16 protein-coding genes are annotated in these 23733 nt (G+C 46.5%); 6 read left to right on the top strand and 10 right to left on the bottom strand.

Annotated elements, in window-relative coordinates; all coding sequences use genetic code 11:
- Positions 1-79: 79 nt before the first annotated feature.
- From lepB to RUMAL_RS03085, 4 genes are all read right to left on the bottom strand, one after another.
- On the bottom strand, positions 80-562 hold the full coding sequence (gene lepB, locus RUMAL_RS03100) for a signal peptidase I (RefSeq protein WP_013497352.1): 483 nt from the start codon (positions 560-562) through the stop codon (positions 80-82).
- Entirely contained in the window at positions 549-6296 is a 5748-nt protein-coding gene (locus tag RUMAL_RS03095) for a DUF3320 domain-containing protein (protein ID WP_013497351.1), read from the bottom strand. The genes lepB and RUMAL_RS03095 overlap by 14 nt, the downstream gene beginning before the upstream one ends.
- Positions 6297-6422: 126 nt before the next feature.
- On the bottom strand, positions 6423-7967 hold the full coding sequence (locus RUMAL_RS03090) for a sensor domain-containing diguanylate cyclase (protein ID WP_242837697.1): 1545 nt from the start codon (positions 7965-7967) through the stop codon (positions 6423-6425).
- Positions 7924-8967, bottom strand: coding sequence for an ABC transporter substrate-binding protein (locus RUMAL_RS03085; protein WP_013497349.1), 1044 nt, complete (start codon positions 8965-8967; stop codon positions 7924-7926). The genes RUMAL_RS03090 and RUMAL_RS03085 overlap by 44 nt, the downstream gene beginning before the upstream one ends.
- A 452-nt stretch (positions 8968-9419) precedes the next feature.
- Between RUMAL_RS03085 and RUMAL_RS03080 the strand changes: the two genes are divergently transcribed.
- From RUMAL_RS03080 to RUMAL_RS03070, 3 genes are read left to right on the top strand one after another with little or no spacing between them, the layout of a single operon-like run.
- Positions 9420-10817 (top strand): TrkH family potassium uptake protein, encoded by a 1398-nt coding sequence (locus tag RUMAL_RS03080; RefSeq protein WP_013497348.1) that lies wholly within the window; start codon positions 9420-9422, stop codon positions 10815-10817.
- A gap of 20 nt (positions 10818-10837) precedes the next feature.
- Positions 10838-11485 carry a hypothetical protein gene (locus tag RUMAL_RS03075; protein ID WP_013497347.1) on the top strand — a complete coding sequence of 216 codons (648 nt, stop codon included), beginning with the start codon at positions 10838-10840 and terminating at the stop codon, positions 11483-11485.
- A gap of 35 nt (positions 11486-11520) precedes the next feature.
- A complete protein-coding gene (locus RUMAL_RS03070) occupies positions 11521-12165 on the top strand; it encodes a potassium channel family protein (protein WP_013497346.1) in 645 nt (214 codons plus the stop codon).
- Positions 12166-12269: 104 nt separating this feature from the next.
- On the opposite strand, the gene ilvB is transcribed toward RUMAL_RS03070, so the two are convergent.
- From ilvB to RUMAL_RS03040, 6 genes are all read right to left on the bottom strand, one after another.
- Positions 12270-13967, bottom strand: a complete 1698-nt coding sequence (gene ilvB / locus RUMAL_RS03065) for a biosynthetic-type acetolactate synthase large subunit (RefSeq protein ID WP_013497345.1) — start codon at positions 13965-13967, stop codon at positions 12270-12272.
- A gap of 264 nt (positions 13968-14231) precedes the next feature.
- Complete coding sequence (locus RUMAL_RS03060; RefSeq protein ID WP_157865469.1) at positions 14232-15701, bottom strand: sensor histidine kinase; 1470 nt, start codon at positions 15699-15701, stop codon at positions 14232-14234.
- Complete coding sequence (locus RUMAL_RS03055) at positions 15685-16359, bottom strand: response regulator transcription factor (protein WP_013497343.1); 675 nt, start codon at positions 16357-16359, stop codon at positions 15685-15687. Before RUMAL_RS03055 ends, RUMAL_RS03060 begins: the two co-directional genes overlap by 17 nt.
- A 112-nt stretch (positions 16360-16471) precedes the next feature.
- The gene (locus RUMAL_RS03050) at positions 16472-16960 is read right to left on the bottom strand and encodes a hypothetical protein (RefSeq protein WP_013497342.1); all 489 of its coding nucleotides are present in this window, start codon (positions 16958-16960) and stop codon (positions 16472-16474) included.
- Between the two features lie 60 nt (positions 16961-17020).
- On the bottom strand, positions 17021-18076 hold the full coding sequence (locus RUMAL_RS03045) for a M15 family metallopeptidase (protein ID WP_013497341.1): 1056 nt from the start codon (positions 18074-18076) through the stop codon (positions 17021-17023).
- 201 nt (positions 18077-18277) lie between these two features.
- On the bottom strand, positions 18278-19732 hold the full coding sequence (locus RUMAL_RS03040; RefSeq protein ID WP_013497340.1) for a DUF6937 domain-containing protein: 1455 nt from the start codon (positions 19730-19732) through the stop codon (positions 18278-18280).
- A 158-nt stretch (positions 19733-19890) separates the two neighbouring features.
- On the opposite strand from RUMAL_RS03040, the gene RUMAL_RS03035 reads away from it, so the two are divergent.
- Genes RUMAL_RS03035 through RUMAL_RS03025 form a run of 3 tightly spaced genes read left to right on the top strand, consistent with a single transcriptional unit; the run spans position 19891 to position 23654 of the window.
- Positions 19891-20547 (top strand): TetR/AcrR family transcriptional regulator, encoded by a 657-nt coding sequence (locus tag RUMAL_RS03035; RefSeq protein WP_013497339.1) that lies wholly within the window; start codon positions 19891-19893, stop codon positions 20545-20547.
- A 39-nt stretch (positions 20548-20586) separates the two neighbouring features.
- Complete coding sequence (locus RUMAL_RS03030) at positions 20587-21975, top strand: MFS transporter (RefSeq protein WP_013497338.1); 1389 nt, start codon at positions 20587-20589, stop codon at positions 21973-21975.
- Positions 21976-21977: 2 nt separating this feature from the next.
- Positions 21978-23654 carry a glycoside hydrolase family 36 protein gene (locus RUMAL_RS03025; protein ID WP_013497337.1) on the top strand — a complete coding sequence of 559 codons (1677 nt, stop codon included), beginning with the start codon at positions 21978-21980 and terminating at the stop codon, positions 23652-23654.
- The last annotated feature ends 79 nt before the right edge of the window (positions 23655-23733 follow it).

The raw sequence follows: 23733 nt of genomic DNA, 5'->3' as shown, positions 1-23733 counted from the left end.
TAGCACACAAAGATATGATATTCAACCTTTTAGAAGAAGTTTAATAATTTTGCAATCATTTTTTGCCTTTTATCAAATATCACAGAAGATCAAGCCCTTTCGGGGAAAGCACAGCAAATGCAACGGCAAATGTACGGCTGTGATGAAGAAATCCTATCAGCGGTGAACGGCTGTCAACGGAGTCAGCCCTGTTATCGCCCATGACGAATACACATCCATTCGGCACAGTTAGTGACAGCGGTATATCAGGTGTGCGCCTTCCGCGCAGATATGGTTCTTTCAAAAGGACAGAATCCACATAGACCCTGCCTGTGCCATCGATACGCAGATGCTCTCCGCCTATAGCTATCACACGTTTTATCATCAGGCTGCTGCCGCGGTGAAGCAGCGCTATGCTGCCCTTTCCGGGGCGGTGCGATCTCATACATATCACAAGATCACCGTCATGCAGTGAGGGTGCCATACTGCTGCCAGTAACCCTGTATACGCAGAGTTTCGTTCTTATGGCAGCTGCCAGGAGCAGCAACGCGCCCAGCTTTATCAATGCTTTATTCTTCAACATAAGTCACCTTACCATCCTCGGCAAAAGCTAACCTGCCACGCTGCTTTGCCGCCTTTATTCCAAGAGATACTGCGACCTCCAGTGCAGGAGTCACCCTTGTAAAGCCAAACAGATGAGCAGTTTCACGCAGAAGATCATCACGCTGCATAGCTATCTGTCTTGACAGTATAAGTATGATACCGCTGCCAAGCTCTTCGGGTGGGATATCCTTGATATCACGTCGTGAATCGTGATCGCACTTTGCCCTGCAGATATCATAGGCAGCAGGATCCTGATCACGGCGCCATATAAATTCGTTATCACCCGAAACCACAGACTTTCCGTTTGATTTAACAAGAGCTATATCAAATGCTGCTTTAGTGAGATTGCTCTGCCTTGCCACGCCCCAGGCTGTCAGTATGCGCTTCTGAAGCACTTCCCTGCTGATCGGAGCTTCGGCTTCAAGGACGGTATCTATGCAGGCTGCTATCTTATCGGAGGCAAGCTCGTTGAAGTCCTCAGACTTGCCCTGAACAGGCGGTATGAACGGAACATATTCAGCGCATTCATCGGCAAGTGAGGAAACCTCTTCGCGCTCAAACTGCAGCGGCTCAGCCTTTTTGGGAGGCTCTTCTTCAGCGGGAGCAGGAGCGTTCTTAGCTTCTATAGCTTCATTTATCGCGTTTATTATAGAGGTCATACACTTGTTTTTATCCGTGAGCCAGTCGAGTATATAAACGCTCACAACGTTCCAGCCAAGACCTTTCAGCACACCGGGCTGAGATATTGTACGGTCATAGGCAGTACCGTTCTCATAGTATTTTCTTCCGCAGCAGTTGATGCCGATGATATAGGTATTTTCGTCCTCGGGATCTGCTACTGCTACATCTACTTTATAATCGGAGCAGCCCACGCTGCACTTCACCCTGTAGCCCCGCTGTTCAAGTTCGGCTGCAACGAGCTTTTCAAAGCCCGTACCAAGACTTCCGCTGCCTGCACGCACAGGAAGTGCCGCCCTTCCCTTTGCAGCGAATTCAAGAAAGCCTTTAAGACCGTCAACGCCCTCGGAACGGGTTCGGGACAGGTCTATCATCTCGGGACGTATAACAGAGTATACTATCATTTTCTCTCTTGCACGGGATATGGCAACGTTGAGTCTTCTCCAGCCGCCGTCACGGTTGAGAGGACCGAAGTTCATGCTGACTTTGCCTTCCTTATCCGGACCGTAGCCGATAGAAAATAGTATAACATCACGCTCATCGCCCTGAACATTTTCCAGGTTCTTGATGAGTATAGGTTCATACATGGAATTTGCCAGTTCTTCAAGCTGTGGTTCTGCGCGGAAAGCGTCTGCCAGGACATCCTCCACCAGATTCTGCTGAGGCAGACTGAAAGTTACCACACCTATGGAATGCTTTATCAGCTGAGGATCTCGCAGACGTCGGCATATCTCGGCTGTAACAGCTTCCGCTTCGGCGCGGTTTGTCTTGGTGCTTCCCTTGTCATAGAAGCCCTCAACGTTCACCCAGCTCACCTCGCTTATCTGATCGTCAGGCGAGGGGAAAGTATAAAGCTTGTTTTCGTAATACTTTGAATTGCTGTACGCAATAAGGCTCTCGTGACGGGAACGGTAGTGCCACAGCAGATGCTTCTGGGGCATGGAGAGAGCCAGACAGTCGTCCAGCACACTTTCAAGGTCTTCCTTATCGTAGTTTTCCTCGTCCACCTGATTTGAGGAGAAAAAGCTGGTAGGCGGCATCTGCTTGGGGTCACCTACAACTATGACGTTCTCACCGCGTGCAATAGCGCCTACAGCTTCGCAGGTGGGCAGCTGAGAAGCCTCATCGAATATAACAAGGTCGAACTTGGGATATGAAGGGTCGATATACTGCGCCACTGAGATAGGTGACATGAGCATGACGGGGCATATCCTTCGCAGCAGATTCGGTATGCTGTCAAAGAGTTTTCGTATGCTCATCATCCTGCCGCCGCTCTTGATAGCACGCTGAAGAATGCCAAGCTCACTGCTTTTTGCTCCGTCACCGGGCGCAGGTACTTTTGCAGAAAGCTCTGCCGCCAGCTGCTGTATAGTCAGCTTTTTGAAGCTTTCATGGGCATCATTAAGGCGGCGTACAGTATCTTCAAACAACGTGCCTGTGAATGCGGTCAGCGCTTTGCTGTTTCTTACAGTGAGGCTGACTTCGGCTTTTGCCACTGCGCAGTCAAAAGCAGGGATAAGCTCGCTGCTGTCCGTTTTTCCGCCCAGATAAGCTTTCGCTATATTGGCGGCATCTGCTTTTTCCAGCTTATCAATGAAACTCATTATGACAGACCAATCTTTCAGGCGGTGAAGTTCTGCAATAAGTGCGGAGATACGTCCGCGTGCATCGTTCAGAGTACCATTAGCAAGGCTCATGGTGTCTGTTTTGTAGTTCTTTTCAAGTTCATCCAGTACTTTTGCCAGACTGTCTTTTTTGTATGCAGGAAGTTCACCTGCACCGAGTTTTGCAGCAACAGAAGCTTTCTGTTCTGCATCAAGGGGAGCTGAATCGAGCTTAGCACGCACGTTCAGGGACTTATTAAGTGAGGCTGATAGTGTGTTATACTGCGTACCCTCACCCTGCCATAGTGCACCGAATATCTCCTGCGAAGCCGTCTGACCGTTTTCGATTTCGGCTTTAAGCTGTGATGCGTTTATCAGCTTGGTATAATAATCGGTGATATTCTCTTTGGTGACAGCATCAGCTTTCTTTGCGTAAACCGCAAGTTCCCTTACCAGTTTTTTGCTGCCGAAATACTTGGGTATGAACCATTTAGCCTGTACCGTCTTCCACTCGGTCTGTGCCTTTGCGGCATCGTAACCGAAAACGGCATCCTCGAATATTTCAGATATCTCCGCTTTACAGCTTTGCAGGCTGTTCAGCGAAGCCATAGTCTTTTCTATCGCGGGTCTTGACATATCCCATTTATTGCCTGTAAGCACTGCAGGCAGAACGAATCCCTCGTCATTCCCGACAGCAGCACATATATCCATAAGGCTCATCAGCTGTTCAAAGGTTGGTTCATCTATGCCCGCAAGGGCTGAAACGCCGCCCTGTTCCAGCTTTGTGAGTTCAGTATCAAGTTCTGTAAGCTTTGTGCGGAAATCATCCGCTGTGGATATGCCGCACTCAGTAAGGCGGCAGTATCTGAGGGGAGTATCGCCTATCTCACCGAACTGTCCGCCGAGGTTGGCAAGGCTTTCTGCCAGTTCTTTCCATACAGTATAGGTATCGGAGGTCATGGCGCTTATCTGGGCATCCGTGAACGACATCCTGCCGTCAAATGCTCTGTTCTGTTCGTAGCGCACAGCTGCATCGTACATGGAGATCCCGTAATTGCGTACTTTATGTATCTCGTCCATGGTACCATTCAGCTCTGCACGGAGAGCTTTCAGCTTATCCGCCTGAGCCTGATAATCTTCGGGCTTTTTGATCTTGCCAACGTTGAGCGTTTCATTCAGCTGATCAAGAACAGCACGCTTCTGGGATTTATTGGAATGCAGTTCTATACAGAAAGGTCCGAGACCTATCTTTGCCAGCCTTTTTTCAACCACCGACAGCGCAGCCATCTTCTCCGCTACGAACAGGACAGTTCGTCCGTGATAGAGAGCGTTGGCTATCATATTGGTTATGGTCTGGGACTTGCCTGTGCCGGGAGGACCGTGGAGAACGAAGCTCTGACCCTGACCTGATGCTACCACCGCTGCAAGCTGAGATGAGTCTGCCGCAACAGGCACTGCCATATCCGATGGGGCTATCTCATCAAGATCATTGGGCGAAACGGTGATATCTCTGCCCTCCCATTCTGTTCTTCCCGAGATAAGGCTTGCAACAACTTTGTTCTGTGCCAGTTCATCTGCACGGTTGCGGATATCGTTCCACATTATAAACCTGTTGAAGCTGAACTGTCCGATAAATGCGTATTCGTCAACGTCCCAGCGGCTTCGGGACATAACGCCCTTGCGTACAATGCTGAATATCTGAGGGATATCCACACCGCTCTCATCCACCGGGACAGGGTCAAGACCTTTTATATCTATGCCGAAGGACTGCCTGAGCATTTCCAGCAAAGTAATATTTACCTGGGTATCCTCATCGCGGACGCGTATGGAGAAACTCTTGTCCTGAACCTTTTTGATGATATCCACAGGTACCAGAACAAGGGGCGCATAGCGCGGACGCTCGCTCTTGTCGGTTTCATACCAGCGCAGGAAACCGAGTGCAAGATACACAGTGTTTGCACCATTTTCTTCCATGCTGACCTTTGCCATACGGTGCAGTTTCTTCATGGTCTTTTCAAGTTCGGCTTCGGTCATAAAGGTGCGCAGGCGCTTTGAGCGGAATTCTCCCGCTGCTATCTCAGATATCTTCTCGCGCTGAGTATCTGTTTCATATATCTTATTCTCGTCCATCTCCATTTTGAGATCAGAGGGGACAGGCATTATCCTGAAAGTTTCATCTGCAGCTATCTCGTCTTCAAGTGATGCGAGATCATTCACCATAAGCTGCACATTCGATGAGGTGGGGCGGAAGTTAAGCAGGCTGTTGCGCAGGCTGAGGTCAAGGAGCTTTCTCTCCCAGACCATCTGCTTGGTTATCTCCCGCGGACTGCCGACATCAGGGATATTATCCGGTGAAACACCGTCAGCAGGAGTATCACGCCTTTCAGGCAGACCGTGATCCACGATCCTGAACCCACCGTTCCCGTCGGGTTCAAATGAAGGTACCGGCTTTATACCGCTGCTGCGGGTACGGCTCACATCTATGGCAAAACAGAAATCAGCCGCCTTTGCCAGGACATCAGCTGCGTGCACAGCTGATGCCTCACCATCATTTTCTGTACAAATATCCGTACATTCGATAAGTGATATCTCATCCACACCGTTTGCCATACGCTTTGTAAGTGCGGTCATATCGTACTGCAGGCTGTCGGGAAAAGAATCCTCTTCAAGCCAGCACCCCGCTATAGCATGGTTGGAAGTCATAACGAGCAGACTGTTAAGACCTGCGGCTTCAAAGCACGAACAGAACAGCAGTGCAAGATCAAGGGATGTACCGCTTCTTCCTGAAAGCACCTCATTCGGCATGGTGACTTTCTGTACCTTATCAAAGCCTGAGGCAGGCTGTATACAGGTGATGTTCTCATTCGATATAGCCGTATATATGGCATTTATCTGCTGTCTGACGATATTCGGATTACGTGTCAGATATCCTGTGAACGAAGGCTCTCCTCCCTGCTTTGCCATTATCGCCGAAGCCTTTGACAGCACCTCGCGTACCGCGGGATGATTAGGGGTTATGAACGCTGCAGCCAGTTCAGGCATGAAGTTCACACCTGTCCACGTATCCCTTGCCAGCAGTTCAAGTTTTTTGACCTCTCTGCCGAGAATGACTTCACCCTCATCTGTGAGTGTAACAGCTTCTATGCGTACATAGCCCTCGGAGTTCCCGTCAATGGCAAGAAAGACCTCCGGACGCATAACAGCCCCTACAGGCGATATCTCAGCGGGGGTATCAGGTTCAAGGTCTATAACAGCAGACTCATACCCCTCAGCAAAATCAGGGTCGAAGGTAAGTCTTAAAAATACATTTTTGAGTTTTCTGTCCGAAATATTGGTCATTATTATACTGCGTATGACAGGTACAGCATTCTGCTGCATGGCATAATTGATATGCGCTGTCATGGCTGCGCTGAATGTTACTAGCTGTTCCATAAAGCTGCTCCTTCCAAGGATACAATTTATTTATACTTAGTTAAGATTATACCACTATTTTAAGAAAATGTCAACGATTTGAAAACATAAAAAACGGCGCATCAATGCGCCGTTTTGAGGATCCTATTATCTGCTGCCCGAGCTCTCATACCAGCCATAGCCGTCTCTGCCATGATCCTTGACTTCATATAGTGCGGCATCCGCGCAGGCTTTGAGCTGTTCAAAGTTCTTTGCATTATCCGAGCACATAGCACCGCCGCAGCTGCAGCTCAAACTGTAATAATCATCTTCCCTTCGGGTGATAGGACGGATCTCATGCGCCCTTAATGTCAGTTCTGCAAGCTTTTCTTCTATCTTCTGCTTATCCGCATTCTTTATGAACACAAGGAACTCATCACCGCCGTACCGCGATATAAGTCCGATATCACCGAACAGATCTTTCAGCAGTGCAGCAAACTCCTTGAGCACCTTGTCACCTGCATCATGTCCGTAACGGTCATTTACCTGCTTGAAGTAATCAACATCTATGAACAGCACTGCACATTCTGGTCTGAGCATACGCTGGAAATAATTATTTGCCGCAACATCCAGAGCACGTCTGTTCATTACATCCGTAAGGGGATCATGTATGGAAAGATTTTTGAGTATCTCTCTGTCTGCCACATCACGTCTGTGGGTAAGCAGGAACATTACAATAGTAGCTAACAGAAGAAGTACTATATACAGTATCACTATACTCCTGAAACGCTCCATCGCAGATGACATAGCACTGCTCGGCATCCTTACAACTACGTTCCAGCCATGCATGAAATTTATATCTGCATATACCTGTGAATAGGTGACATCTCCTATCCTGTATACCACACCCGTAGCCCTTTCATCATTGTGCATGGATTCCTTCCATTTTTCAAATGCAACAACATCTTTTTTCTCGATCTTGCTGTCAAAGATAAGCATGGCATTTGCCCAGCTGCCTATAGCGTACTTGTTTTTTCCTGCACACTGTATAACATTATCGGACTCCGAATCCATCAGCCATATCTCCGTATCATCCGCAAGAGTTTCGGTAGATGCCATATTCTGTATCTCTTTCAGCGGATATGTCAGGAACAGGCAGCCTTTCTCTTCTTTGCCGTATCTGAATTCGGCAAACAGCGTTATGACAGGTTCACCTGAAAATCCCGAACGGTAAGGTGAGGATATGGACACAGGATCGGCCTTGCGGGCGATCTCGAGAAGTCTCCATTTCCTGAACTCATCAAGCTCGGTATCTGTGGCATACACCTTGTCCCTGCTGTCAATAAGTCCCATACTTATATATCCGTCACCCTTAAGATCGCTGAACTCGTTATAAAGCAGCTGTATATCACTGTGCTTCTGCGCTGTCAGCATGGCAGACATATTCTGCGCTGAGGTCGTCATATATTTTATTGAATTGTTCATCTTTTCTGCGACCAGGTCGCAGATCTGTCCTGTGAGCTTTTTATCATGCTCCCTCATCAGTGAATTGATAGCAGTTATCATCACAGCCAGTCCCAAAAGACATACTGTAAAGTATACGATCATCATCCTGATAAAAGAACCTGTGCTTTTAAGTTCACCTGTCTCCGTGATCGTTTTATTCATATTATCCTCGGTTATGATCCAGTGCTTCCAGAACATCAGGATCATTGTAGTTTTCTGCGTTTACAACAACTATACCAGTATCGACAAATTTCTGTTCGATCTCTTTGCCTTCTGTAAGTTCAAGGGCTGTCTTAATACCCTCATAAGCCATTTCATACTGTCTCTGCAGTACAGTAGATACAGCATAATCACCGTCTTCTATAAGCTCGGCTATCTCAGCGGAATAGTCAAATCCCACCAGGGCGATATCCTTCCTGTTATGTTTTTTAAGTACGGATGCAAGCGTAAAGGCAGAGCTGTTATTGGTCCCGAAAACACCTTTCATAGCAGGGTAATCCCTGAGAAGTTCTTCCGCACATTCATAGCCTTTTTCGATATCACCGTCATTATACTTTATATCGGATATGATCGTCCAGTTATCAGGGGCATATCTTGCCCAGTACTGAAGGAATCCTGCAAGACGTTCATTGATGGTCTGGGATGTGGTGGTTATTACCTGCACACCTATTTCCAGCTTCTCATCATCGGAATATCCCTTGCTGCGAAGCTGCCTCATCATCTCTTCCGAAGCAAGCTGACCTGCCATCAGGTTATCAGTCATATAGCACACATCATAGTGCTCGGTATTGGCTGCTGTATCAACAAGTACTATCCTTACGCCCTTTGAGTACACTTCATCTATCTTTTCCGAAAGCTTTACGGAATCATTAGGTGATAGGAGTATAGCATCAGCACCTGCGGTAACTGCTTCATCCATAAGTCTGCTCTGGGATTCCCAGTCGCTCTCATTATTACAGCCGCTGTAATACAGGTTGCAGTCGAAATCGACACTGCCTGCCTTTGCACCTTCTACCACTATACGCCAATAGCTGCTTTCAAGATCCTTGATTATGAGATATACGTCCTTTCTGCCTTCCTTGATCTCAGTAAGTGCCGAGAATGGCGGAGCAGGATCAAAAGCAACGGCAGATTCTTTTTTCTTTTCACAACCTGTCATACATAACAGAACCGATACACACAGTACTGTGGATATGATCCTTTTCAAAAACTGTCGCCCCCCGTAATTAAGATATCTGAAATATACTATCTCAAAGTTGTTTATATTATATCATACTATTCTCCAATATTCAAGAGTTTTTTCAGTTATTTTGATTTATTATGTATTTATTGTTCTGAAAAATTGACCAACCGTTCAGTTATTGAAGTATTTTTAACATAATCCAACAAAGGCCACACTTCTATTGTTAATGGAATATTCATCAAAGGTAATACTTTATACATAATAATATGCTACAATATATTAGTTTTTATGGTTATCCTCATGACATACCACATCAGGCAGTCTTTCGACGGACAATGACCGGTGATGATCTATACCGATGTATTATTGTCAACCATAATATGGTATACCAAAGGGATGACCATATCGTTTTTTACATCCTGCCTTCTGTCCGTTAATGGGACTGGCAGAAGATGCTTTACTGAGGAAAGAATAGAATGAAGATATTTAGAAAAAATGAAAACGATGACACTCCCTTTCCCCATTTGTTCGGACACAGTATACTGAGAAAGCTGTCATTCTCTCAGTTCCTTATGTTCGGGTATTCTCTGGTGATACTTATCGGTGCAGCACTGCTGTGCCTGCCGGTAAGCAGCACGGAAAGAGTATACACCCCACTGCACCACTGCATTTTTACTACCACATCTGCACTCAGCGGCACAGGACTGACACTCCATGATACATACACCTACTGGTCACTTTTCGGGCAGATAGTGATACTCATAATAATCCAGATCGGCGGCGTAGGTTTCATGAGCATCGGACTTTTCGCTCTGAGCTTCATGGGAAAGAAGATAGGTCTTAAACAGCGTGCGACCATGAGAGAATCAATAGGAAGCGTATCATCGGGCGGCGTAGTGAAGATGTCCAGATTCATACTGAAAGGTACGGTATTGTTTGAATCACTGGGTACGGCAGCGCTCTGCTTCTGGTTCGTACCACGGCTCGGCTGGGCTAAGGGTATATATTTCTCCCTTTTCCATTCCATATCAGCTTTCTGCACTGCAGGACTTGACCTTATGGGATACTTTGAACCCGGAAGCTCACTGGTAACAGCCAATGACAGTGTCTTGCTGAATCTGCCTATCATAATACTGCTGGTAGTGGGCGGCATAGGATTTTTCACGTGGTCGGATATCGTTGACCACAAACATCACATAAAAAAATACTCTGCACAGACCAAAATAATACTTGTCGTGACAATAGTATTCTATGTATTCGGTATGCTGGATATGGCTCTGCTTGAGTGGAAAAACAGCGGCACTATGGGAGAATTGGGTACAGGCGGCAAGATCATAGCTTCATCCATGCTGGTAACATCCGGCCGTGATGCGGGTTTTGCATCTGTTACAGTGGCAAATCTCAGACAGACTTCCATAATGCTGCTTATATGCTTCATGTTCGTGGGAGGTTCTCCGGGATCTACCGCCTGCGGTATAAAAGTCACCACATTCGCGGTAATGATGATGACAATATCCACTGTATTCAGGAAGAAAAAAAGCGTGGAATTTTTTGGCAGACGTGTAGACGATACCACGGTGCGAAACGCCTGCTGCATAACTACCCTTTACCTGGTACTTGTCATAGTATCAGCCATGATAATAACGGGCGTTGACGGACTTGCGCTTACCCCTGTGGTATTCGAGCTGGTGAGCGCCATAAGTTCTACAGGACTTTCCATGGGGATAACCACTTCCCTTTCGGATATAAGTATTATAATAGTCATAATGATAATGTTCTTCGGGCGTATAGGCGGCATATCGTTTATAGTATCCCTGCACAACAACTATGCATCGAACAGGAGCCAGCTGCCTGAGGAGAAGATAATGCTGTAAATCATAAAAAGGACAGATATATGAATATAAACAAGATCCTTGAAACATCGGTGATAACTATACTGGTTATCACAATGGTGTCACTCATCCCTTCAAAGATAGACTTTCTGAAATACAGGGATTCAGAAAGCAATAGAGTGTACACCGAAGAGGACATTGAACGCCTGACCGGCACTAACCTGACTCCAAGAAAAGAGATCGACGAACACACTACCGGTGTTACCATGATCGTAAGGACGGACCAGATATATGACATAGAATACACGCAATGTTATCCTTCAAATCCGGCAACTTCGCAGAACAATTATCAGCGGTTAGAATATATGCTGTTAGACTCACCTGCAACCGCACGTAAAGTATTTGAACGTAAAAGTTCCATATATAAAAAAGAAGAGGATACAAAAGGGATATACGACTATATTTTCGGCAAAGACACCGATGACGAGGAACCGTTCAACTTTATTTCCGGCTGGGAAACAGGAGTTTTAGATGCATCCATTCATAGCTTTTACCTTCTTAAAGACAATATGCTGGTAACAGCAGATGTAGCGATCGGATTATATTACAGAGACAAAGAACACAAGGAAAGAGTAGAAGCTCAAAACGGAAAAAGTAGAAGTGAGTATGAAGAACTGATGGAATGGGTGCTCAACGAAGCCGAAATATAGTAATGCAAGGAAAGATATGAAAAAGGAGAATATATATGGCAAGATCGTTTCTGATAGTTGGTCTGGGTCGTTTCGGAAAGCACATGGCTAAATCACTTACAGCCATGGGTAATGAGGTACTGGCAATAGACATCAACGAGGACAGAGTTAACGCTGCGCTGAAATACGTTACGGATGCACGTATAGGCGATGCTACCGATGCGCAGTTTTTAAAGGAGCTGGGTATAAACAATTTCGATGTATGTATATGTGCCATAGGTGATAATTTTCAGGCTTCGCTTGAAACCACCTGCCTTATGCACGAACTCGGTGCCAGCTATGTTTTTGCAAGAGCAAACAGGGATATACACAAAAAATTCCTGCTTCGCAACGGCGCTGATGAAGTAATATACGCAGAGAAAGAAACTGCTGAGAGATTCGCGGTGCGTTTCGGCTCGGAGGGTGTATTTGACTATTTCAACCTGAATGATAAGTACGCGATCTACGAGATAAGCGTTCCCGACAGTTGGATAGGCAAGAACCTGCTTGAAAGCAACGTTCGTCAGAAGTACCATATCAACGTGCTTGCGGTAAAGCAGGACAACGATTTCAAGATGGCGACTATTGACCACCGCTTTACAGAAGACGAAAGACTTCTCGTTATGGGTACTATGGAGAACATACGCAAGATGAGAAAGTAATTCACAAGTAAAAATAATAGTCATAGGCGAGAGTTGTATCACTCTCGCTTTTTTGATATGAAAACAGCCCGTGAGTTCACGCTCACGGGCTGTTGATCTTTTATTTAGCTTTCCAGGTCGATCTCCATGATAGGCTGGCTTACATCTGCACCTGCAGGTACCATTGGCAGTACGTTGATATCCTTGTTGATGACAACATCTACCAGTACAGGTCTGCCTGCTGCTGCGTATTCAAGAGCCTTTTTCAGCTGAGGTTCGATCTCATCCTTTTTGGTTATGCGAACGCCCTCAATACCAAAAGCATCTGCAAGCTTCATGAAATCTGTTCCGCGCTCGATATTCGTCTGGCTGAAACGTTTGCCGTAGAAAAGTCTCTGCCACTGGCGAACCATGCCGAGAACGTCATTCTCGAACACAAGCTCGATAAGGGGCAGCTTATGCTTTGCAAGACTTGAAAGCTCGTTGCAGTTCATAAAGAAACTGCCGTCACCTGCGATATTGACTACTGTTCTGTCAGGGTTGCCTATCTTACAGCCGATAGCTGCGCCAAGTCCGTAGCCCATAGTGCCAAGTCCGCCGCTGGAAGCAAAGCTTCTTGCGCACTTGAAATCGTAGTACTGTGCAGCCCACATCTGATGCTGACCAACTTCGGTAGAGATTATAGCCTTGCCGTCAGTCAGTCTGTCCAGAGTACTTATAACCTGGTCAGGAAGTACTTCATCCTCACTCTCGATAGGTACCATACGCAGTGCGTACTTCTTCTTCCAGCCCATAACTTCCTCGAACCAATCGGGGTGGGTCATATCGGGCAGAAGTTCATTCAGCCTTGCGATCGCCTTTTTAACATCTCCTGTTACATGGTGGTACACTTCGATGTTCTTGCCTATCTCGGCAGGGTCTATCTCTATATGGATTATATGTGCATTCTTAGCGAATGTATTTGGGTTGCAGAGAACTCTGTCAGAGAAACGTGAGCCCAGCACTATCATAAGGTCACAGCCGCTGACAGCCTTTGCTGCAGCCTTTGTGCCGTGCATACCCAGCATACCGATATAATTCTCCGAGGTATTATCATAAGCGCACTGACCCATCAGCGACAGAGCTACGGGTGCGTTGCACTTGCGGACGAACTCCTTCATCTCATCAACTGCATCAGCAGCTACCACACCGCCGCCTGCATATATGAAAGGTCTTTCACACTTCTTGATAAGCTCAGCAGCCTCAGCTATCTCAGCCTCAAAAGTATCGGGATCCTTATACTCGGACTTCAGAGGTTCTTTCTTCTCATATTCAATCATCGCTGCAGTTATATCCTTGGGGATATCTATAAGCACAGGACCCTTTCTGCCCTCATTGGCAATTCGGAAAGCTTCTCTGATAGTGTCAGGCAGCTTTTCGGGATCCTTGACGATGAAGTTATGCTTGGTAACAGGCATAGTTATGCCGCATATATCCACTTCCTGGAAAGAGTCAAGACCCAGCAGATTTCTTGTTACATTACCTGTTATTGCTACCATGGGAACAGAGTCCATATAAGCGGTAGCGATACCTGTAACAAGGTTTGTGGCACCGGGGCCTGAGGTAGCCAGAACAACGCCTGTTTTACCTGTGGTACGTGAATAACCGTCCGCTGCATGGCAGGCTGCCTGCTCGTGAGCTGTAATGATATGTCTTATCCTGTCGGAATTTTTATAAAGTGCATCATAGATATTCAGCACTGCACCGCCCGGGTAACCGAAAATAGTGTCAACACCCTGTTCTACAAGGCATTCAACGATAACGTCAGAACCGTTAAGCTGCATGATGGATCTCTCCTTTATGATCTCAAAAATTATTGTAACCAATTACTTATTATACAATATTGTAACGCGGTTGTCAAGAGGTCAGATCAAAAGCATCGGGGTATATGTGGGCAGTTGCCAATTATCCCTCACACATATTTATCCGCCTTATCATAACACACCTTTTCTGACATGAAAACGCGGAGGATGACCGCACTGTAAGAGTACAGCTATCCTCCGCCAAATTATTTTCAGATCATACTTCCGAGCGATATCATATAACGATCATAGCGGTATCTCGAACCAGAAGGTGGAGCCTTTGCCTTCTTCTGAACGAACGCCGAATGGAAAATCGTGACACTTCAGTATCTCCTTGCATATAGCAAGACCGAGTCCTGTACCGACAACATCCCTTTTTATCTTGGCATCACGGTAGTATCTGTCGAACACCTTAGGAAGAAGTTCCTTGGCGATACCCTTGCCGTTATCGGATACTTCAATGCGAACCGACTTCTCGGTATTTATCTGTTTGATGCGGATGACCTTGTTATCGCCCGTATAGTTTATGGCATTGTTTATGAAGTTATATATCACCTGATCAAGCTTATCGGGATCAGCATCCACCTGCCTGTCCTCATCGGGTTCATACTTCATATCATAGCCGTTCTGTTCGATGACCAGCTGATATCTTGTCATGTAGTCATTGATCTTATCGACAATAGAGAACTTGCGTCTGTTGAGCTCCATATTGCCGCTTTCCAGCTTTGAGAGTTCCAGCAGATTGTTAACAAGGTTCGACAGTCTGTCCGCCTCGTCTATTATGACCTGAACGTGTTCAGCCCTTTTTACAGGGTTATCGCCTGAAAGATCACGTATCATCTCGGCATAGGCTTTAACCATTGTAAGGGGTGTGCGCAGATCATGGGAGATATTTGCTATAAGGTCTTTTCTGAGGTCACTTACCTTGCGTATCTCATTTTTGGCATCGTTAAGTACCTCTGCAAGTTTTTCGGTTTCCTTGTAGCCCTTGCCCCTGAATTTAACATCGAAGTCACCCTCACCGAACTGTTTTGCAGTTTTGGTTATGCTGACTATGGGGCGCGACAGCCTCATAGCCGCAAGGGTACCCACGATTATCGCAAGCTCGAACAGTATTATGGAAATGAACACAAGCTGTTCCCTGATGATCTTGACTGTTGAATCTATAGGTTCGATAGTTGATTCGATGAACAGGTATGCCTGCACAGGTGAATCGTCAGTATAGACCTTTGCGCAGTATATCATCTCCTTAACATGGAGATCATCATTGTCAAAGGTGACAGTATAGCAGTTATCATCCTGCTTTTCAAGATCGCTTTTAAGCTCATAGATATACATCGAATAGTTATGCTCGATATCGTCGTAAAGCTTTGAATAGGATCCCAGATTGTTCTCCGAGGTCAGGGGATTTCCGTCTGCATCGGTTATGACTATACACATACTGTTTTCGTATGCGACCGTCCTGTTAACGTGACCCTGCTCCTCAGTACCGTATGCCTGTATGATACGGTTTGCCTCGTGGCTTATATTGTTCACCTTAGCAGATTTATAGTAATTGTACAAAAATACGTACTGTCCCAGCCATAAAACCACAAGTATGAGTATAGCAAAAAGCACAAAATATATCCAGACATAGGTCTGCATACTGCGCTTGCCCTTTGCGATATCAGACACTCCCCTGCGGAAGCCTCTGCGCTTCTTACTGGATCTTTTCAAACTTATACCCCATTCCTCTGAGGGTGACTATAAGGTTGCGGTACGGTCCCAGAGAGTTTCGCAGCATCTTTATGTGAGTATCTATCGTTCTGTCATCACCGTAGAAATCAAAGCCCCAAACTTCTTCCAGCAGCTTCTCTCTTGAAAGAGCGATATTCATATTTCTCACAAGATAGAACAGCAGATCGTACTCCTTTGGTGTCATGGATACCTTTTCACCGTCGATCTTTACTTCCCTTGCGGTAAAGTTTATCTCCAGACCCTGATACTTTATGATATCCTCGGTATTGCCCGAAGCCTTTGCGCGGTTGAGAACAGCCCTTACTCTCGCCATGAGCTCCTTTGGTGAAAAGGGCTTGACCATATAATCGTCTATACCTATCTCAAAGCCGAAAAGCTTATCGTATTCCTCTCCCCTTGCTGAAAGCATTATCACGGGTATCTTCTTGATCTTCTGTATCTCCTTGCAGGCAGAATATCCATCGAGTCTGGGCATCATGATATCCATTACGATGATATCGAAATCGTCGTTCTTGACCATTTCAACAGCCTCCATGCCGTCTGCCGCTTCAGCTACCTCGTAGCCCTCAAACTCAGCATATTCCCTGATGATAGTGCGTATCTTCGCCTCATCGTCCACTGCCAGTATCTTTGCCATCAGTTTTCAGCTCCTTTTCATAATTCCGCCTGACGCGGAAATAATTGCCACTTGTCATATTAATACCACAATGTGTATTCTGAGTGACCGATCATTGTAAACGGAATAAATTTTACTTTTCGCCGCCATTGATCCGCGGTACGATATAGTTCCTTATCTCCTGTAATCTGCCGTCCTCGAAGGGGTGAGGTCTGCCGTCCTCCTGCATTGAAGCACGGGTCTTGCTCATAAAGCTGTATGTACCCGACTTTGCGGTTATCGTCAGCGTTTCGATATAATACGGAACTTCCCTCAGCATAAGCGTTTCCACAAACTCATGACCGACTGCGACACTCTCTATATCCTGATACGGAAAAACATATTTTCTGAACAGCACCCTGACGCGCAGTTCATTGTCATCCGCACTTATACTGCATGGGACACACGCCGCCAGATGCAGTGAGGATATATGCAGTGCAAGTGCAAATACAAGCACTATCAGTCCCGTCACCGTAGAACCCATTGATACAGCCGCAATGACAGGCAAAAGCACCACTGCTGCGGCACCAACCATAGCAATGGTAAAATAATATGCGCTTTTGAAGGTAAACTTTTTCTTCATAATATACCCCTGCCATCTGTTTAAAAATCGCCCCCGCAGTTATGCAGAGGCGAAAAGCTGTCAGTATCCGTAGCCCTGATCGTCATAGACGGTATCATCATATCCGCCCTGATCATCACTGCTCTCATCACTATCGCTGCTGCCGTCGGGGGCATCTACTGTTACACCCAGCTGTGCAGCATAGTCCTGCTGGGATATCCCGTCAGCTGCATCGTCATAGTTCGATGTCACACCCAGGTATTCCTCCAGACACAATCCCTTTGAGGTCATATCCTTTGCGATATCAACGCCCACATACCTTATGTGCCATGACTCATACTCATACCCGGTGATATCTTCTTTTCCCTTCGGGAAGCGTATGATGAAACCGTAATCCGCGCAGTTTGCTGCTATCCATCTCGCCTCGGCGGTACCGTTGAAAGAAAAATCCGTAGAATTCACATCAAAGCACAAGCCTGACTGATGCTCAGAATGTCCCGGACGTGAAGAAACTCTGTCCGCCTCAGCCACACCTCTTTCCAGGGCATAGTTATAATACAGCATATACTGCTCATCATAGCTGCGGTATCCCGAATTGACATAAAGATACAGTCCGTCATTGACAGCAGCCGCTGCCATATCATCAAATGCAGCCTGTGCCGCGGAGTTTATGCCGGGTGCATAATCCTGCGGCAGAGAATAGGTCTTGTTTACGATAAGTATACCGTCCACATAAGTAAGACCATCCACCTGCTGTATCTTGTGACCTACTTCCTGCTGCTCCTCCACGGAGCTTTCCTCATCTTCGGTCTTCTTTGCCGGGATCTCAGCTCTGCTCTCCGTCGTCTTGGCATTTGCCTTCTGTTCATCACGCTTTTTTCTGTGTGATGCGTAGCAGCCTCTGCATACGATAAACAATATCACAACAACTATTATCAGCAGAACGGTACGGTTTCGCTTGATGCGTCTGCGCTCAGCTGCACGCCTTCTGTCCCTGATACGCTGCCTTATCATTTCTTCGTAGGCTTTTTCTTCGGGAGTCAGTTCATACCTGGACAGATCGTAGTCTATGACAGGTACATTGTTATTAACAGTCTGCTCCTCGCCGGGAACATCCCTGTTATTGTTTTCGATCATATCTTCCTCACTGTTTCCGCTGCATCTGCAAGACAATATCTGCAGTATATTTAATGCAGCGTTATCATTTTACATAACCTATACTTGATTATTTTAACATACCCCTCGTAAAAAATCAAGTCGAAAGCTGTAAATGGCAGCAAGTACTGATATTTTTTAGTTATTTGTTCATTATATATTAACATAATATATAGTGAATTACTATTTATTGCCAAGAACTGCCAGTCTGACCACCTTATATGCACCGTCATATATACCTGCATTCTTAGCGGTCATGATATTCCCACACATCTTTTCAATGATATCACCGTTATGCTGTATAAGCTTCATCATTCCGCAGATCTCTGAGGTAGAAGTGCATTCATAGGTACCGTCACCGACCTCCGCTGCACGCACAGCGCCCCAGGCTTCGTGACCGCCCACCCGCTTTATCATCAGTTTGGGTATGGGATAGAATGCAAGCTCGCTGGGCTTGGTGATAAGCACATCAGAGCAGCGCATTAGCAGGTTGGTGGAGTATACCGCCGCAAATATATCGCTGTGACAGAAAACGTGTATACCGCTCACCTCACCGTCTATTGCATCAGCCGCAAACCTTGCTGTTTCCGTAAGATCATCTATATGCTCGGTAACATACTCAGCAATATGCGGCAGCTCGGTCCTTAGCTGCTCCCAGACTTTTTTGTGATCCCCAACGTTTATGAAAAGCACTGCCTTTCCTTTTTTTATCTCGGGGAGCATCCTGCGTATCAGTGAAACGAATATATCCTTCTGTGCGCCCGCACCGCCGACTGACATCATCCAGCGGACGGCTTTTCCGTTTCGCACCCTCTCGATACGCTTTGCACAATCGTACTCAATATTGCTAACCAGCTCATGGTCGATATAATGACCGGTATACACTATGGAATCCTTTGGCATGGGCTTCAACAAGCGGTGCTTGTCCATGCCGCGGAGAGCACGATAACCAAGATAGGATGACGGAGTCTGTACAGTATGTACAGCACCCTCCGACAAATGCAGCGCCATAGGCCAGTTATCGGGAACAGCATTGACAACATGGGTCAGCCCTGCATGAACTGCCGCCTGTGACGGCCATACGTGTGTGGCAACATAGGGTATATCCTTCGGAAGATCTCGGAACACAGGGGTCATGAGCTCCGCAGTCTTCTGGTCGGAGCAGTTGTAGGTCAGCTGACGGAATCCCTCGCTGTTGAGAGGCTCCCATACAAGCTTGTTGAACAGCGCAGACTTCTGAGATATACGCGAGCCCAGTGAATACAGCTGATTCTGACCTGCTATGATCTTGCCGCAGGTGGTATCGCTGAATGAGCACAGATCGAACCAATAGGGATCATACCCCATAGATCTTGCCGCAGATGCTATCGCCATAGATATGCGGTAGTGCCCGAAGCCCATGCGTATATTTCCGATCACAAGGCTCCTGTCATTGAATGTAACACCTGTTTTTCCCGATATCTTCAGTTCCTGCACCCCGAGGATATCGCCTATTGCAGGTGCGGGGGCAGCACTCAGGTGGTATACCCTGTCCATATCACTGCCGTACTTTTTAATGAACTTCTCCTTCCCCTTCACTGCCTTCCTGTAAGCTGAATCTGACATCTTATTACCGAATATTACCTTTGATCTTTCCATATCTGTACCTCCATTGTATCCTGAACCCTTTGTGTCTGATGCTAAAAATTGTGTCGTAACTTTTAATATTATCAAAAAACTCTTGACAAATGACCATTTATATGATAGACTAACTATCAGTTGATAGATAGTCTATCATATTTTAGGAGGTTTGTCAAGTGGGTAATGAGATATATTCAGATCTTTCCAGAAAAAGTTTAAAACTTCAGCGCACCGACCGTGCAGTCATCACAGCCTCGCAGCTTTTTCTCAAACACGGCATCGAGGAGATCAAGATGACAGACATAGCAGATGCAAGCGGTGTCGGTGTGGCTACTCTATACCGTTACTTCGGCACTAAGCCCCATATGGTAACAGAAGTGATGACATATCTCTGGGAGGAGATAAACGAGCTTTTTGCAGGAGTGTTCGATACAAGGGAATTCATGCAGCAGCCCGGCATAAAGCAGATAAATGACCTTATGCGTATGTTCATAGTGCTATATGAGGCACACAGCGATTTCATGCGTTTACTGGGAGAATTTGACAATTATATAGTGCGTGAACAGATACCCAAGGAAGAGCTTGTTAAATACGAGCAGGCTATAATAAACTTCTATCCCGTACTGGTACGCGCTTACGAAAAGGGTCTTAAAGACGGTACTGTACGCAGGATAGAAAGTTTCAAGCTGTTTTACCTGACATACGCCCATGCACTTCTTGAGCTGTGTAAGAAATTTGTCGGCAGAGAGATACTTCCATCGGATAACCGTGCATACGCTGTCAAAGAGCTGCAGATACTGATAGACTCGGGTGTCAGCTATCTAAGAGCATAATAGATGAGATAAAGAATATTCCCACAAGGGGGTGCGGATATGGATAACAAAAAGATAGCTTCAAACAAGATACTATGGATATTTGCAATAGGTCAGCTGGGTTGGTCAACTCTGGCAGGCATAATCACAAACTGGATGGTAAAATTCTACGAACCCGATAAACTTCCAGAGGGTCACAGCTACTTTACACCCCAGGGCAGGATAGTACTTGGACTTCTGACGGCAATGGGAGTTATAGCCGCTGCAGGACGTATATTCGATGCAGTGACAGACCCGTATATCGCAGGAAAATCCGACAGCTTCAAGCATCGTCTCGGCAGACGCATACCCTTTATGAGAGTTGCAGCGATACCATTCGGAGTAATGACAGTGCTGATATTCACTCTGCCCTTCAAGGGTGAAAGCTATGGCAATTTCGGACTGCTGTTTTTGTTCTGTATGCTGTTCTACCTGTGTATGACTGCTTACTGCACACCCTACAACGCACTTATCCCCGAACTTGGCAGAACACAGGAAACGAGGATAAATCTTTCCACCTATATTTCCGTGACTTACTTCTTCGGTTCGGGCATATCTTATCTTGTACCGAACATCGCAGGGATATTCTCGGGGTCTATGGGCTACACAAACAGCTTCAGGCTGACGGTGGGCATCCTTTCAGCCATAGCCGTTGTGTGTATGCTGGTACCCGCTTTCCTGATAGACGAGAATACCTATGCCGACACCACCCCTACCGAGGGCACAGCTTTCTCATCTCTGATGGCAACTTTTAAAAACGGCGATTTCCGTACCTTTGTGGCTTCGGATATATTCTACTGGATAGGACTTACAATGTTCCAGACAGGACTCCCCTTCTACATCACTACTCTGCTGGGACTTAAAGATACATGGGCATTCCCCATGTTTGCGGCTATGACTTTCTTCTCGCTGCTGTGCTATGCGCCCGTTAATATCTTCGCCAAGAAGATGGGCAAGAAGAAACTTATCGCTTTCGCTTTCATGTTCTTCTCCGTGACTTTCCTTGTAACTGCACTGGCAGGCATACTGCCCATACCGGGTGTGGCTTACGGATTCATCATAGCAGCACTGGCAGCTATACCTATGGCAATACTCGGCATACTTCCGCAGGCAGTGGTAGCTGATATATCCGAGGCTGACAAGATAGAAACAGGTGAGAGCCGTCAGGGTATGTTCTACGCGGCAAGAACTTTCGCCTTCAAAATGGGACAGTCGCTGGCTATGCTGCTGTTCACCAGTATAAAGACCATCAATTCGGACGTACCCTCGGGCGAGAGCGGTTACGGTCTCGGTCTGAGGATCACTGCGATACTGGCTACTGTGCTTTGTCTTATCGGTGGATTTATATTCTTCCGTTACAACGAAAAGGACATTATAGCTAAGCTTGAAAGTGCGAATAAGGAGGACTGACCATGCTCAGGTTCAGACATATAAAATTCGCCTACATCACAGGCGGAAAGGTGTATTCCGTAACCACTGACAAGACAGTGGAAAATCAGCGCGTAAAGCTGACGGTCACCAACAAGGACGGGGTCATCTCAGCATCCGTTTCCTCGGCAACACCCATAGAGCTTCTCAGGCTGTCAGCAGAATTTGAGTACGAATTCAAAAGTGTCAGCCGCGTATACCTGAATGGTTATCAGTCATGGACAGACAGTGTTGAACATCCGATAAACGGCAGGCTTCGGAGTGTTGACCATATCCCCAAGCCCATAGCCGACAAATACGCCTTCTCGCAGTACGGTGACTACACTTTCACAAGATACAGTTCCAAAAAAGGCGTTATGCATGGCTTTACCTACGGGTATATACGCAGCTATGATATGTATGACTTTATAGGTTCGCTGAATGAAAACAGCGGCTTTACAACTATACGCACCGACTGCGGCTTCGGACGTGTCCTTGCTTTCAAGGAATGCAGTGAGCTGCATATCGAGGATCATTTTGAAGGTCTGAAGCTTTACATCGGAAGCGGCAGTGAAGAAGAAGTCTTCGACAGATGGTTTGAGCTGATGGATATACCAAAGCGTGATATCCCAAAAATACACGGCTATACCAGCTGGTACAGACATTATCAGGATATCAGCGAGGAGATACTCATAAAAGACCTTGAACAGAGCGACATCGGTGAAGATGATATTTTCCAGATAGATGACGGCTGGCAGACTGCCGTGGGTGACTGGCTGAGCATTGATGAAAAAAAGTTCCCGAGCGGTCTGAAAGCTGTGACCGACAGGATAGCTGAACTCGGTAAAGGCAAAGCCGGGATATGGCTGGCACCTTTCGTATGCGAGGAGAAATCAGAACTTTTCAAAAGTCACAAGGACTGGCTGTTGAAAGACAAGAACGGCAGAGTCGTAAAAGGAGGAAGCAACTGGTCAGGATTCTATGCGCTGGATATCTACAATGAGGGATTCCGCGCTTATCTGAAAGAAGTTTTTGATACTATTATAAACAAATGGGGCTTTGGCAGACTGCTGAAACTGGACTTTCTCTATGCCGCCTGCATAGTTCCCCGCAGGGACAAGACCCGCGGCATGATAATGGCAGATGCAATAGACCTTCTTCGTGAACTGGCAGGTGATACGGCTATACTTGGCTGCGGCGTGCCTCTCGCATCTGTATTCGGCAAAGTTGAGTACTGTCGTGTGGGCTGCGATGTCAGCCTTGACTGGGACGACAAGCCATATATGAAGCTGATGCACCGCGAACGTCCCAGCACAATGAACTGCATACTCAACTCGGTCTTCAGAAGACAGCTGAATGGCAGAGCCTTCGGCTGTGACCCGGATGTATATCTTCTTCGCGATACCGAAAACACCATGACCGCGGCACAGCGGCGCTGTCTCGCGGAGATAAATGCTCTTACAGGCAGTGTATGGTTCACTTCTGACAATGCCAAAGACTACGGCGATGAGCAGAAAAAGATGTATCAGGATGCGATCGCACTTTCTGGCTGCAAGGTGATATCCGCCGAGCTCAACAGAAAGGAACTCGTACTGCAGATACTCCGTGACGACAAAAAGGAGATTCTCACCTATGATATGAGGGATATCCTTTCGCTGCCCGTGAAAAAGCTTCTGCCGTAACACTAATGTATTGCTAATTCCTCACCTCCTAAATTTCTCGGTAAACCGCCCGCAGGCGTTATCCTTACGGATACATCTG

Origin of the sequence: Ruminococcus albus 7 = DSM 20455, from assembly GCF_000179635.2 — a bacterium.
GTDB classification, from domain to species: Bacteria; Bacillota; Clostridia; order Oscillospirales; family Ruminococcaceae; genus Hominimerdicola; species Hominimerdicola alba.
This window is presented reverse-complemented; position numbering and strand designations above follow the sequence as displayed.

Bases quoted from the DNA above. Each gene is read 5' to 3' on its own strand.
- lepB (WP_013497352.1), bottom strand. From the start codon at position 562: ATGTTGAAGAATAAAGCATTGATAAAGCTGGGCGCGTTGCTGCTCCTG.
- RUMAL_RS03095 (WP_013497351.1), bottom strand. From the start codon at position 6,296: ATGGAACAGCTAGTAACATTCAGCGCAGCCATGACAGCGCATATCAAT.
- RUMAL_RS03090 (WP_242837697.1), bottom strand. From the start codon at position 7,967: ATGATCCTGATGTTCTGGAAGCACTGGATCATAACCGAGGATAATATG.
- RUMAL_RS03080 (WP_013497348.1), top strand. From the start codon at position 9,420: ATGAAGATATTTAGAAAAAATGAAAACGATGACACTCCCTTTCCCCAT.
- RUMAL_RS03075 (WP_013497347.1), top strand. From the start codon at position 10,838: ATGAATATAAACAAGATCCTTGAAACATCGGTGATAACTATACTGGTT.
- RUMAL_RS03070 (WP_013497346.1), top strand. From the start codon at position 11,521: ATGGCAAGATCGTTTCTGATAGTTGGTCTGGGTCGTTTCGGAAAGCAC.
- ilvB (WP_013497345.1), bottom strand. From the start codon at position 13,967: ATGCAGCTTAACGGTTCTGACGTTATCGTTGAATGCCTTGTAGAACAG.
- RUMAL_RS03055 (WP_013497343.1), bottom strand. From the start codon at position 16,359: ATGGCAAAGATACTGGCAGTGGACGATGAGGCGAAGATACGCACTATC.
- RUMAL_RS03050 (WP_013497342.1), bottom strand. From the start codon at position 16,960: ATGAAGAAAAAGTTTACCTTCAAAAGCGCATATTATTTTACCATTGCT.
- RUMAL_RS03045 (WP_013497341.1), bottom strand. From the start codon at position 18,076: ATGATCGAAAACAATAACAGGGATGTTCCCGGCGAGGAGCAGACTGTT.
- RUMAL_RS03040 (WP_013497340.1), bottom strand. From the start codon at position 19,732: ATGGAAAGATCAAAGGTAATATTCGGTAATAAGATGTCAGATTCAGCT.
- RUMAL_RS03030 (WP_013497338.1), top strand. From the start codon at position 20,587: ATGGATAACAAAAAGATAGCTTCAAACAAGATACTATGGATATTTGCA.
- RUMAL_RS03025 (WP_013497337.1), top strand. From the start codon at position 21,978: ATGCTCAGGTTCAGACATATAAAATTCGCCTACATCACAGGCGGAAAG.